Raw genomic sequence first — 13,250 nt, forward strand, 5'->3', positions numbered from 1 at the left:
GAGGCGCCGATTTCCACCATTGACCGGACCCGCTCGCACCCCAAGAACAATAATAATCTCCACGCATTAACGGCACCGAGCGCCGCCAGTGCGCCGACGGCGCACGACTTTCCCGGATCAAAAAATGGGTACAGACGAACGAAGGCAGAACACGCATGCAGGACAGGGCACGCGCGACCCGAAAGTCTCTACTGGAAGCCGCAGCACATCTTTTCGTTGAACAGGGGTATGCACGGACCAGCATCAATGAGATCAGCGAACTCTCGGGGCGCACCAGCGGAGCCGTCTACTTCCACTACTCCAGCAAGGAGAGACTCGCGCTGGCGGTCGTGCGGGAACAGTTCGCATCCTGGCCGTTGTTGACCGACCGCTATGCCGCCCCCGGGATCCCCCCTCTGGAGAAGCTGGTCGCTCTCAGCTTCGATGTCGCCGAGGCACTGCGCGACGACGTCATGGCCCGGGCCGGCGCGCGTCTGTGGGCCGAGCGCCGCACCATCGACGTCGCCATACCCACACCCTTCGCCGTCTGGACCGCTGCCGTCACGCACCTTCTGGCCGAGGCCCGCGCCGGGGGCGAACTGGCCGACGAGGTCGAGCCGTCGAGCACCGCCACGACCCTGGTGTGCGCGTTCTTCGGGCTGTACGACCTCACCGAGGAGACGGCGGAGCACGAGGATCTCTCCGACCGGCTGCACCTGTGGTGGCTGCTGATCCTGAAGGCGCTGCAGGCACACCCCGAGCCCGCCGCTCTGGTGGCGCGGGCCCTGGCACACCACCGGCCGGAACCCACCGGATGAACCGTGTCCCCTGATCAGTCCCCGCGCTCCGGACCGGGACTTCGCGCGGCTGCGGCGGGGGTTCTTCGGACTGCGGTCCGGGCCGGCAGCAGGCCGGTCAGCGGGGCTTCACCCGCCGTCCGGGGTCACCACGATCACTCCGCTGGCGGGCGAACACATCGCGCTGATGGAGTGACATCGGACGGCCACTACCGTGTGTGCCGCCGTGCCACCGCTGCGAAGCGCGCGGGCTTCGCTGCGCCGCCCCACAGCTGCGAGACGCCCGGGTGCCGTCACTGAGCCCTTTCCTGCCCGGCACCAGAAAGGGGCTGCTGATGAGTGAAGGCTGAACGGAACGACGAAACGCCTGGTAGACGGGTCCTCGATCAAAACCACGCCTGTCCGCCAGAGGGGTCGCCGCCCCGCCAGGCAGGATCACGGCCGGGGAGCAAACCGGGACAGCCACTGCCAGAGCAGAGCGAGCGAGTCCGAGTGGCAGCCCGGCGGTGGACGGCTAAGACTGAGGCAGCGGTTTGGGATATGGACAGCAGATCCCGATCTCGTGGTTTCCGGACCACTCGCTCCGGCCATCGAAAACGCGAGTACAGGGCGCCGACCACAATGAAACGGCGCTCGGAAAGTTCCTCAAGGAGCTCGCATGGAGGACCAACCCCTCGACGTCCTGACTCCCGGGCCGGATGAATCCGCGATCGGCACCCGCAAGTACAGCGGCCCGGAGACCGGCATCGAGAAGAGCCTCGCCGAAGTGCTGGCTGACGTCATGTGCGTCGAACGGGTGTCCGTCGACAGCCACTTCTTCGACGACCTCGGCGCCAACTCATTGGTAATGGCCCATTTCTGCGCACGAGTCAGGAAGCGGGAAGACCTTCCCTCGGCGTCGATGAAGGACATCTACCGGCACCCGACGATCCGCAGCCTGGCGACGGGGCTCGCGAATTCCGCGCCCGTCGAACCGTCGGTCCCGGTGCCGACCGGAGTGGTGGCCCCGGCCCGCACAATGCGTTACGCCCTCTGCGGAGCCCTCCAGTTCCTGCTCTTCCTGGGGTATTCCTTCCTCGCCGGACTCTTCGCCGACCGAGGCTACTCATGGGTCTCCGCCGGATCGGGTGTGATCGATGTCTATCTGCGGTCGTTCGTCTTCGGAGGCATCGGCTTCGTCGCTCTGTGCACCTTCCCCGTCGCGGCGAAATGGCTCCTCATCGGTCGGTTCAAACCATGTGAGTTCCCGGTCTGGGGTCTGACCTATCTGCGCTTCTGGACCGTCAAGGTGCTGATCCACGCCAACCCGATGATCTTCTTCGTCGGCAATCCCTTGTACGTGCTGTACCTGCGAGCGCTGGGGGCTCGGATCGGCAAAGGGGTCACGATCCTCTCCCGCAACGTTCCGGTCTGCCCCGACCTGCTCACCGTCGGCGCCGGCACAGTGATCCGCAAGGACTCGTTCTTCCTCTGCTACCGGGCGCACGCCGGCCGTATCCAGACCGGCCGGGTCACTCTGGGCCAAAACGTGTTCATCGGCGAGAAGACCGTGCTCGACATCGACGTGTCGATGGGCGACGGGGCTCAACTCGGCCACACGTCCACGCTGTACAGCGGCCAGGCGGTGCCGGACGGTCAGCACCGGCACGGCTCCCCGGCGCAGCCCACACAGCACGACTACCTGAGGGTCGAACCGGCCGTATGCGGCACTCTGCGCCGGGCCGGCTTCGCTCTCGTCACCGTGCTCCAGTTGTTCTTCCTCTACGTGCCACTGGCCGTCGGGGGCGCGTACATGCTGGTAGCCCTGGTTCCGGCGCTGCACGACCGGCTGGGGCCGGGCACGGGAGGGCTCACGTCGCCGGATCTCTACGTCGACGCGCTGGTCCTTTCCCTGCTGCTCTTCTTCGGCTTCGTCTTCGTGGGCCTGGCCGTGCTGTTCACCGTTCCACGTCTGCTGAACCTGGTCGTCGAGCCGGACAAGGTCTATCCGCTGTACGGGTTTCACTACTCGGTGCACCGGGCGATCGGGCGCATGACCAACATCAAGTTCTTCACATGGCTGTTCGGTGACAGTTCCTACATCGTCCACTACTTGCGCGGCATCGGGTACGACTTGTCCCGGGTAGAGCAGACCGGGTCGAACTTCGGCACGGAAGTGCAGCACGAGACGCCGTTTCTGTGCTCGGTCGGGAGCGGAACGATGGTCGCCGACGGGCTCTCCGTCATCAACGCCGACTATTCGAGCACGTCCTTCCGGGTGTCCCGGGCCTCGATCGGGTCGTACAACTTCCTCGGGAACAACATCGCCTTTCCCTCCGGGGCCAGAACGGGTGAGAACTGTCTCCTCGCGACGAAGGTGATGGTTCCGCTGGAAGGCGAGGTGCGCGAGGGGGTGGGCCTGCTCGGCTCGCCGTGCTTCGAGATTCCCCGGTCGGTCGAGCGCGATTCCCGGTTCGACCATCTGCGCACCGGCGACGAGTTGCGCCGCAGCCTCGCTGCGAAGAACCGCTACAACATCCGCTCGATGAGCTTCTTCCTCCTCGTGCGGTGGCTGCACTTCTTCGTTCTCGCGCTGCTCGGGCTGGCGAACGCCGAACTGTACGACTCGTTCGGGCATGTGGTGATCGCCGCGTTCCTGGTGTTCAGCCTCGGATTCACCGCTGTCTACTTCGTACTGGTGGAGCGCGGCATCGCGGCATTCCGCACGCTGCAACCACAGGTGTGCTCCATCTACGAGCCCTACTTCTGGTGGCACGAGCGCCTCTGGAAGGTGCCGGACACCTACCTCAACATCTTCAACGGAACACCTTTCAAGAACGTGATCTGGCGAATGCTGGGGGTTCGGATCGGCAGCAGGGTCTTCGATGACGGCTGCTACATGACGGAGCGCACGCTCACCACCATCGGAAATGACTGCACGCTCAATGCGGGAAGCAAGGTCCAGTGCCACTCGCAGGAGGACGGCACCTTCAAATCGGATCGCAGCACGCTCGAATCCGGCTGCACCGTCGGTGTGGGAGCCCACGTCCATTACGGCGTGACGATGGGCGCCGACGCGGTGCTCGCACCCGACTCCTTCCTGATGAAGGGCGAAGAGGTCCCCCCGTACGCACGCTGGGGAGGAAACCCCGCCGCGGAGATGCGCGAGGCCCCCCATCAACCGGAGGCGCTGACGCGGAAGCGGTAGCGGCCCGGCCCTCGTCGGCGCGACAAAGCACGGTAGCTGAGGCGAATGGAGTGAGACGGCCTGATGGAAACGCAAGTGAAGGCCGACCGGGAATTCTGGCGCGATGTGCTCGCCGCCGGTGGAATCACCGAGATCCCGCGGTGGACGCTCAATCCGGTGAAGGGTGTCGGCGAGCACGAGGTGCCGGTCCCGGACGACGTCGTGGCGGCGTTGGGCCGGCTGGCCGAGGACCTGGCGGTGCCGCTCGACTCGGTACTGCTGGCAGCACACGCCAAGGTGCTCGCCGCGCTCTCCGGCGAGCACGAGGTCACGACCGGACATGCCGGGGCGAGAAGCGGCCGGCCGCTGCTCTGCCGGCTGACGACCGGGTCCGGCTCGTGGCGGACGCTGCTGCTGGAGGCGCATCGGGCCGCGTCGGATCTGCTGTCGCACCAGGACTTCCCGGTCGATGAGCTCAGGTGCGAACTGGGCCTGGCCGAGCCGCCGGTCGAGGTCGTGTTCGATCCGCACGGCATGGGCGGCGAAGTCACCGGCGACACCGCCTTGCGGGTGGGGTTCGCGCACCGCGGCGGCCGCCTTGCGCTGCGCCTGCGGTATCGGACCGACGTACTGGACGAGGACTGTGCCGTCAGGATCGCCGGCTACCACCTCGCCGCACTGGCGCTGATCGTCGCCGATCCGGACGCCGAGCACGAGCGGCAGAGCCTGCTCTCCCCCGAGGAACTCCACTTCCAGCTCGAAGGACTCGCCGGACCGCACCGGGAACTGCCGGCCCACAGGTTCCACGAACTGTTCGAGCAGCGGGTGGCGTCACACCCGGACGACGTCGCCGCGGTGCACGGCGATCTGCAACTGACGTACCGAGAACTCAACGCGCGCGCCAACCGGGTGGGCCGAGCCCTGCTGGCTCGGGGGCTGCGCCCCGAGGGTGTCGTCGCGGTGGTGACCGAGCGCAACCTGGACTGGATGGTCGCCGTCCTCGCGGTCTTCAAGGCCGGCGGCGTGTACCTGCCCGTCGAGCCTCATTTCCCGGCCGACCGGATCGCCACCATTCTCTCCCGTGCCGCATGCGAGCTCGTGCTGACCGAGCCCGGCAGCACCGCCACGCTCGACCAGGCCCTCGGCGCGCTGCCCGGGGTCCAGAAGCTCCTGGTCGGCGCGGCCTACGAGGAAGACCATGCCGACGGTGATCTGGCCGTCCGCGTCGCACCGGACCAACTCGCCTACATCTACTTCACTTCCGGCTCCACAGGTGAGCCCAAGGGCGCGATGTGCGAGCACGCGGGCATGCTGAACCACCTCTACGCCAAGATCGACGACCTGGAGATCGGCGAGGGACAGGTGGTCGCCCAGACCGCACCCCAATGCTTCGACATCTCGCTCTGGCAGCTGATGTCCGGGCTGCTGGTCGGGGGACGGACCCTGCTGGTGGAGCAGGAAGTGATCCTGAATGTCGAGCGGTTCGTCGACAAGATCATCGACGAACGGGTCTCCGTCCTCCAGATCGTGCCCTCCTACCTGGACGTGGTGGTGTCCTGGCTGAATCAGCACCCCCGCGAGCTGCCGGACCTGCGGTGCGTGTCGGTCACGGGCGAGGCGCTGAAGAAGGAGCTCGTGCAGCGCTGGTTCGCCGCCCAGCCCGGGATCAAGCTGGTCAACGCCTACGGGCTGACCGAGACCTCGGACGACACCAACCACGAGGTCATGGACCGCGCGCCCGACGGAGACCGGGTCCTGCTGGGGCCCGCGGTCAACAACGTGCACGTCTATGTCGTCGACGAGCACCTGATCCCGGTGCCGCTCGGAGCCCCCGGTCTGATCGTCTTCTCCGGCGTCTGCGTCGGCCGCGGATACGTCAACGACCCCGAGCTCACCCGGCAGGCCTACCTGGACGATCCGCACCGTGCGGGCGTCCGGCTCTACCGGGGCGGCGACTACGGCCGCTGGACGCCCGGGGGAAAGCTGGAATTCCTCGGCCGGCGCGACACCCAGGTGAAGATCCGTGGATTCCGGATCGAGATCGGTGAGATCGAGAACGCCTTGCTGCAGGTGCCCGGTGTTCGCGACGGTGCGGTCGTGATCACCGAGCGGGCCGACCAGAGCAAGCACCTGGTGGCGTTCTGCTCCGGTCGGCGGCCGCTCGATGTGGACGTGGTGCTGGCCCGGCTCGGTGAGTCGCTGCCCGCGTACATGGTCCCGTCGGCCCTTCACTGGCGGGATACCCTGCCGCTGACGGCCAACAGCAAGATCGACAGAAAAACTCTGCAGGCACTCGCCGGAGAACTCGATGTCGTCCCGGACGGCTTCTGTGCGCCGGAAACGCCGGCCGAAGCGCAGCTGGCGGCCGCGTGGGCGAAGGTGCTCGGCATCCCGCAGGACCGGATCGGGCGGCGGGACCACTTCTTCGACCGGGGCGGTACGTCGCTGTCGGCCGTGAAACTGGCCATCGTCCTGGACCGCGCGGTGTCCCTCAAGGATGTCACCCGTCACCCGGTCCTCGCGGATCTGGCCAGGCTGGTCGACGACAGATCCGGGCGGCGTGCCGGGCTGCTTCAGCCGCTGTCGGCATCGGACGGTGCGCAGATCTCAGCCCTGGTGTGCTTCCCCCACGCCGGCGGCAACGCGGTGAACTTCCAGCCGATGGCCGGGGCACTTCCGGACGGTGGACCGGCGGTCTACGCCGTCGAGCTGCCCGGTCACGACGTGGCCGCCGGGAGCGAGCCGCTCGCGCCGATGACTCAGGTGGTCGAGCAGGTCGTCGACGAGATCACCGGGCGTGGTCTGACCAGTGTCCTGCTGTGGGGTCACTCCTCGGGCGTCGCGTTGGCCGTGGAGACCGCGAGAAGACTGCGGGAGCACGGGGTGGACGTCCAACGGGTGTTCCTCGGCGCGCAACTGCTCGGTGACGCCGCAGGCCGGCGCGCCGCCATCGCCGAGCTGACCGGGCGCAGCGACGCCGAGATCGCCGCGGACCTGAGCACGGACGGCGACTGCGGCTCCCTCGGTGCGCCGGGTCCGCAGCACGCCGAGCACGTCGGCGCCGCCTACCGGCACGACTGCGTGTCCGCCCACCGCTACTTCATCGATGCCCTGGAGAGCCCGCCCGCGCAGAAGCTGTCCGTGCCGGTCACCGTGGTCGTCGCCGCGGACGACCCGTACACGGCGGACTACCGGCGCCAGTACCTCGACTGGCAGCTCCTGGCCGAACACGTCGGCCTGCACGAGCTCGCCGAGGGCGGCCACTTCTTCCTGCGTACCCGTCCGGCCGAGGCAGCCAAGGCTGTTCTGCAGGCCACCGATCTGTTCGCTTCTTCCTGAGCATCGGTCGAAAGGAGATCGAGATGTCGTCCACACCCACGGCTTCGCTGGTCGACGTGGAACTGGAATCCGGCAAACCACCGCGGCTGAGGGCCGAGGTCACCGGTGACGCACCGGCCTGGGCGGCCGAGCACCGGGAGACACTGCGCGCAGTCGTCGCCGAACACGGTTCGGTCCTGGTCCGTGGCCTCGGGCTGCGCGACGCGACCGGGACCGCAGCCGTCTTCTCGAAGCTGGCCAGCGGTCTGATGACCGAGCAGGAGGCCTTCGCGCCCCGGCAGACCTACTCCGACGGGGTGTACTCCTCATCGAAGTGGCCGTCGAACCAGCCGATGTGCATGCACCACGAACTGAGCTACACGCTTGAGTTCCCCGGCCTGATGATGTTCGCCTGTCTCACCGCGCCGACCGGCGGCGGAGCGACCGCGGTGGCCGACTCCCCGACCGTGCTCGACGCGCTGCCCACCGGGTTGACCGAACGGTTCGAGCGCGAGGGCTGGCTGCTGACCCGCACCTACAACGACGAGATCGGCGCGTCCGTCGCCGAGGCCTTCGGCACCGAGGACCGGGGCGCCGTCGAGCGCTACTGCCGCGCAAACGCGATCACGTTCGAGTGGCAGCCCGACGGTGGTCTCCGTACCAGACAGCACCGCAGCGCCGTGGTGCGCCACCCGGTCACCGGCCGACGCTGCTGGTTCAACCAGATCGCGTTCCTCAACGAGTGGACGATGGCCCCCGAGGTGCACGAGTACCTGGTGGACGTCTACGGCGCCGACGGGCTGCCGTTCAACACCCGCTTCGGCAACGGTGACCCGATCGGCGAGGACGTCGTGCAGCTGCTCAACAGCGTCTACGAGGCGAACACCGCTCGTGAACCCTGGCAGGCCGGCGACCTGATGATCGTCGACAACATCCGTACCGCACACAGCAGGGAGCCCTTCGAGGGACCGCGTGAGGTGCTTGTCGCCATGGCCGATCCGGTACGTCTGGACAACTGCTCGCCGACCGTGAAGGTGACCACACGATGAGCACCGTCGACGCCACCACGAGCGGGCCCGCGACAGTCCCTGCGATCACCGTTCCACCGTTCGCGGTGATCTCCGGCGCCCAGGTCCAGCGCACACTGCACAGGTGCGAGAAGCGGATCACGGAGCTGGTCGAGGCCACCTACCGGCTGCACGGCGACGGTGATTCGGTGAACCCGCCGTCGTACTTCCTTCGTTTCCCCGACCGTCCGTCCTCCCGGATCATCGCGCTGCCCGCCTCGATCGGCGGGAAGGCACGGGTGGACGGCCTGAAGTGGATCTCCAGCTTCCCGGACAACGTGACGGCAGGCGTCCCGAGGGCATCGGCGGTGCTGATCCTCAATGACCCCGACACGGGCTACCCGTTCGCCTGTCTGGAGAGTTCGATCATCAGTGCCACCCGGACGGCCGCTTCGGCGGCGTCGGCGGCCGACTGGCTCAGCCGCGACCGGCCGCGACCGACACGTGTCGGGTTCTTCGGGGTGGGCCTGATCGCCCGCTACATCCACTCCTTCCTGGTCGGCACCGGCTGGTCGTTCGACGAGGTCGGCGTACACGACCTGTCCGCCGAGAGCGCGGCGGGCTTCCGGTGCTATCTGGAACAGTCGGACACCGCCGGCCGGATCACCGTGCACGACAGCGCCGAGCAGTTGATCCGAAACAGCGACATGGTCGTCTTCGCCACGGTCGCCGGTCAACCGCACGTCAGTGACCTGTCGTGGTTCGCACACAATCCACTGGTGCTGCATGTGTCGCTGCGCGACCTCGCGCCGGAGATCCTGCTCGCCTCGACCAACATCGTCGATGACGTCGAGCACTGCCTCAAGGCCGACACGTCCCCGCATCTGGCCGAGCAGCTCACGGGCAACCGGGACTTCCTTCACGGCACGTTGGACGATGTGATGGCCGGACGGGTGAAGGTGCCGAAGGACCGGCCGGTGGTGTTCTCGCCCTTCGGTCTCGGGGTGCTCGACCTCGCGGTGGGCAAGTACGTGTACACCGAGCTGGCCCGCTCCGGAGAGTTGCACGTCGTCGACGACTTCTTCCACGAAACGAGCCGGTACGGATGAGCCGGCGAGTGCGCAGGCGGCTCCTTCGAGGCTGAGCCCGCAAGGGCAGACCAGTCGCGTACGCAGCAGGTCCTGACGCACGGGAGGGCGGCCGCTGACACAGGGCCCTGTCCCGCCGGCCGGAGACGGGGGCTCGCCCGCACGGGCGAGGAGCCCGCACCCGGCCGGACGACTCCGAAAGTGCTCTGTTCCCGACAGAGGAGACCATGGTGCCCGTCATTTCCACTCCCTACGACTTCAACGAAGAGAATCTCTATGTCGACCTCCGGTCGATCTTCGGGCATTCGCTCTTCCTGAAGTGTGAGGGCTTCAACTTCGCCGGCTCGATCAAGCTGAAGGCCGCGACCGCGATGGTTGAGGCCGCTGAGCGGGACGGAATCCTGACACCGGAGTCGATCCTGGTCGAGTCCTCGTCCGGAAACCTCGGCGTGGCGCTGAGCGTGATCGCGGCGAGCAAGGGCTACCAGTTCCTGTGTGTGACGGACTCCCGAGGCAATCTGTCGAACAGAATGATGATGGAGGCGTTGGGCAGCAAGGTGCATGTGCTCGCCGAGCCGCGAGCGGACACCGGCTTTCTCGGCGCGCGGCTCGACTACCTCCGCGAGCTGTGCGCCTCAGACGACCGATACGTGTGGCTCAGCCAGTACACCAATCCGAGCAACTGGAAGGCGCACTACCGTACGACCGCGCCGGAGGTCGCCCGGCAGTTCCCGCGGCTGGACGTGCTGTTCGTCGGAGCCGGTACCACCGGAACCCTGATGGGCTGTGCGCGCTACTTCCGGGGATGGCACCGGCCGGTGCGGATCATCGCGGTGGACAGCGTCGGCTCGGTGTCCTTCGGCGGTTCGGCGGGCCCCAGGATGATTCCCGGCCTGGGCATGAGCGTGCGCCCGCCGCTGCTCGACGAGTCCTATGTCGATGAGGTGATTCTTGTCGAGGAGGCGGACACCGTACGTGCCTGCCATCGTCTGGCCAGGCGCGGCTTCCTGTTCGGCGGCTCCACCGGCACGGTGATCAGTGGCGCGACGCAGTGGTTGGCACGGCACGACGCGAGCGAACTCACCGCGGTGGCCATTGGTCCCGACCTCGGTGAGCGCTACCTCGACACCATCTACCAGACCAATTGGCTGGAGGACCTCTACGGTGAGAACGTGCTCGACTCCGACAAGGAGGTCGCCCCTTCCTGGGCGGCCGCCCCTCCGCCGACAACGCGGTAGAGCCGTCGGCCGGACCCCGGCCCGACGGACCGGAAGCCGCATCGGCGTACTGTCCGAAGACGACGGGCTTCTTCCCGATGCATGACAAAGGGCGCCTGACCTGGTTCGCCACCGGTCGGGCGCCCTTCGCGCGCTCGTCGTCGCAGCGGTCGGGGCCAAGTCCTGTGCCCGGTACCGGAATCCGCACACCGTCCCGCCTGTTTTCCGCACAGGGTGCCGCGCCACGAGGTCGCTGGATGCTTCAGGAAGATTTTTCGGATGGTTGTGCAACCTCACCGCGGATGCCTCCGTCTCCTCTCACGCAGGCTCCAGTGCCACGGCAGCCCACGATCCGAACCAGTGGGCTTCGCGCTCGGCACCGGGCCAGGACACTGCGCCTCCCGGCGCTCACCTGCGCGTTCCTCCCCGAACGGGAAGGAAGCGTCAGCATGGCATCAAGGAATCTTGTGTTGTGCTCCACAACCTCTATAAGTTCACGCCGAAACAGTCACAAATGAGTGGAGCGGATGTGCGCCCCCAACAGGACCTGTCGACAGCCGAGTTATCCGGTCGGCGGACAGTGTGTTCCTTCCCCGCAGGACTCCCGGGGCTGATCAGAGAAGTATCTCGGACGCGGCCCGCGGCCGTCGCCGTCGAGTGCGGCGACGAGCGGCTGACATACGCACAACTCGAAGCGTGGTCGGACGAGATCGCCCGTACACTGCGAGCCACAGTGACGCCGGGACTGCCCGTGGCCGTGGCCGTTCCGCGGAGTGTCCGGTTGCCGGTGGCCCTGCTCGGCATCCTGAAGGCAGGGCTTCCCTACCTCCCGCTGGACGCGGACGATCCCCCGGACCGGCTGCGGCGCGTACTCGACGTGTCGGGCAGCACCCTGGCCCTCGTCGCCGACACGACACAGGACCGGTTGGCCGCGCAGGGGCTGCGTACGCTCACGTTGCCCGCGCGCTTCGGGGGCCCGGCGGCCGGAGAAGCGGAATGGGACTCCTTACCGCCGGTCTCCGACGCGCAGCCCGTCTATGTGCTGTTCACGTCGGGATCCACCGGCACACCCAAGGGAGTCGTGCTGCCGAGCACCGCCCTCGCCAACCGGCTCGTGTGGATGCGCGACGCCTACGGGGTCGGCCCGGACGACCGCGTCCTGCAGAAGACACCCGTCACCTTCGACGTCTCCGGGTGGGAACTGTGGCTTCCCCTCATCTCCGGCGGCACCTGCGTCCTGCTGCCGCCCGAGGAGCATCGCGAGCCCGGACTCGTGGCACACGCCATCCGCGAACAGGGCATCACGCTCTGCCATTTCGTCCCCACCATGCTCCGCGAGTTCCTCCGCCACCGCGATGCGGCACGGTGCACCTCGCTCCGGCACGTCTTCTGCAGCGGTGAACCGCTGCCGGTCGAAGTGGCGCGCGCGTGCGTGGAGACCCTCTCCGCCACCCTGCACAATCTCTACGGTCCCACCGAGGCCGCCATCGAGGTCAGCCACTGGACCAGCCCCGCCTCGGCGCAGCAGATCGACCGCGTGCCCATCGGCCGTCCGATCGACAACTGTGTGCTGCTCGTGGTCGGCCAGGACGGCTCGCCGGTTCTCGACGGCGACGAAGGGGAGTTGTGCATCGGGGGCACACCACTGGCCCTGGGCTACCTCAACGATCCCGAACGGACCGCCCGCGCCTTCGTGCCCGCACCACCGGGGTCCTCCGTGGACCGGCTCTACCGGACCGGCGACCGGGTACGCCTGATCGACGGGAACCTGGAGTACCTGGGACGGACCGACGACCAGGTGAAGATCCGGGGGCAGCGCATCGAGCCGCAGGAGGTCGAGCACCGGCTGCGCGCCCACCCCCTGGTGAACGACGCCGTGGTGGTGGCGGTCCGGCTCGGGGCGGACACCGCACTCGTGGCCTGGATCCGCACGGCCGAGGCCGGTAGCTCCCCTAGCGAGCTCTCCGCCGCCCTGCGCACGCACCTCGCCTCCGCCCTCCCCTCCGCGTACGTACCCGGGCACTACCTGATGCTCGACGAAGTCCCCCAGACCGGCAGCGGCAAGCTGGACCGGGCGGGGCTGCGATCACGCGCCGAACAGCAGCTCGGCGCCGGGCCGGCCGCGCCCGCCGCCCCCTCCCCCGCACCGGGTGAACGGCCCCTGCTCGCGGCCCTGCTGCGGGAACGGGACACCCGTGCCGTCGCGAGCGAGTCCCACGACCGGACCCACTGACCGCACGGTCGGTCTCACCGGGGTGCCATGCACCCGGTCCTTCCCACTTCTCCGTCCGTCCGAGACGCCCCCTCACTCATGGGGCGTGTCCTCACGCGTCACGGGCGTCCCAGCCCCGCGGCGCTCTCGAAGATCTGGAGCCATCCCATGCCGCTCGATTCTCCGCAGCAACCACGGACCGCGGAGTGTTTTCCTCCCCGCACGGTCCACGACCTGGTGGCCCGCCAAGCCGCGCACCACCCCGAGGCCACGGCCGTGATCGCGGGCGAGCGCAGGACGAGTTACCGGGAGCTGCTCGCTCTCGCCGCGCGGATCAGCGCGCTCCTCCCGAGCACCGAGTGGGGCAGAACCGGCATCTGTCTCGGGCGCGACGAGCGCACGGTTGCCGCCTTCCTGGGCGTGTGGCGGGCCGGCCGCTCCTGCGTCGCCCTCGATCCCTCCCTCC

Annotated in this window: 8 protein-coding genes; all 8 read left to right on the forward strand. The window is 67.9% G+C overall.

The window, feature by feature from the left end; all coding sequences use genetic code 11:
- Positions 1-155 precede the first annotated feature (155 nt).
- Positions 156-797, forward strand: coding sequence for a ScbR family autoregulator-binding transcription factor (locus tag AADR41_RS04700; RefSeq protein ID WP_342280085.1), 642 nt, complete (start codon positions 156-158; stop codon positions 795-797).
- 637 nt (positions 798-1,434) lie between these two features.
- Complete coding sequence (locus tag AADR41_RS04705) at positions 1,435-3,963, forward strand: Pls/PosA family non-ribosomal peptide synthetase (protein ID WP_342280086.1); 2,529 nt, start codon at positions 1,435-1,437, stop codon at positions 3,961-3,963.
- Between the two features lie 63 nt (positions 3,964-4,026).
- Entirely contained in the window at positions 4,027-7,281 is a 3,255-nt protein-coding gene (locus AADR41_RS04710; protein ID WP_342280087.1) for a non-ribosomal peptide synthetase, read from the forward strand.
- A 23-nt stretch (positions 7,282-7,304) separates the two neighbouring features.
- The gene (locus AADR41_RS04715; protein ID WP_342280088.1) at positions 7,305-8,309 is read left to right on the forward strand and encodes a TauD/TfdA family dioxygenase; all 1,005 of its coding nucleotides are present in this window, start codon (positions 7,305-7,307) and stop codon (positions 8,307-8,309) included.
- Entirely contained in the window at positions 8,306-9,376 is a 1,071-nt protein-coding gene (sbnB, locus tag AADR41_RS04720; protein WP_342280089.1) for a 2,3-diaminopropionate biosynthesis protein SbnB, read from the forward strand. The genes AADR41_RS04715 and sbnB overlap by 4 nt, the downstream gene beginning before the upstream one ends.
- 209 nt (positions 9,377-9,585) lie before the next feature.
- Positions 9,586-10,593, forward strand: a complete 1,008-nt coding sequence (gene sbnA / locus AADR41_RS04725) for a 2,3-diaminopropionate biosynthesis protein SbnA (RefSeq protein WP_342280100.1) — start codon at positions 9,586-9,588, stop codon at positions 10,591-10,593.
- Between the two features lie 493 nt (positions 10,594-11,086).
- Positions 11,087-12,805: an amino acid adenylation domain-containing protein gene (locus AADR41_RS04730; protein WP_342280101.1), complete on the forward strand. Its 1,719-nt coding sequence runs from the start codon at positions 11,087-11,089 to the stop codon at positions 12,803-12,805.
- A gap of 147 nt (positions 12,806-12,952) precedes the next feature.
- On the forward strand, positions 12,953-13,250 hold a 298-nt coding region (locus tag AADR41_RS04735), incomplete at its 3' end, for an AMP-binding protein (protein ID WP_342280090.1).

The sequence above is a fragment of the Streptomyces sp. CLV115 genome (assembly GCF_038448545.1).
Classification (GTDB): Bacteria; Actinomycetota; Actinomycetes; order Streptomycetales; family Streptomycetaceae; genus Streptomyces; species Streptomyces sanglieri.

Excerpts from the sequence above, each read along its gene's own strand:
- AADR41_RS04705 (WP_342280086.1), top strand. The coding sequence starts at position 1,435 with ATGGAGGACCAACCCCTCGACGTCCTGACTCCCGGGCCGGATGAATCC.
- AADR41_RS04730 (WP_342280101.1), top strand. The coding sequence starts at position 11,087 with ATGAGTGGAGCGGATGTGCGCCCCCAACAGGACCTGTCGACAGCCGAG.
- AADR41_RS04715 (WP_342280088.1), top strand. The coding sequence starts at position 7,305 with ATGTCGTCCACACCCACGGCTTCGCTGGTCGACGTGGAACTGGAATCC.
- AADR41_RS04710 (WP_342280087.1), top strand. The coding sequence starts at position 4,027 with ATGGAAACGCAAGTGAAGGCCGACCGGGAATTCTGGCGCGATGTGCTC.
- sbnB (WP_342280089.1), top strand. The coding sequence starts at position 8,306 with ATGAGCACCGTCGACGCCACCACGAGCGGGCCCGCGACAGTCCCTGCG.
- AADR41_RS04700 (WP_342280085.1), top strand. The coding sequence starts at position 156 with ATGCAGGACAGGGCACGCGCGACCCGAAAGTCTCTACTGGAAGCCGCA.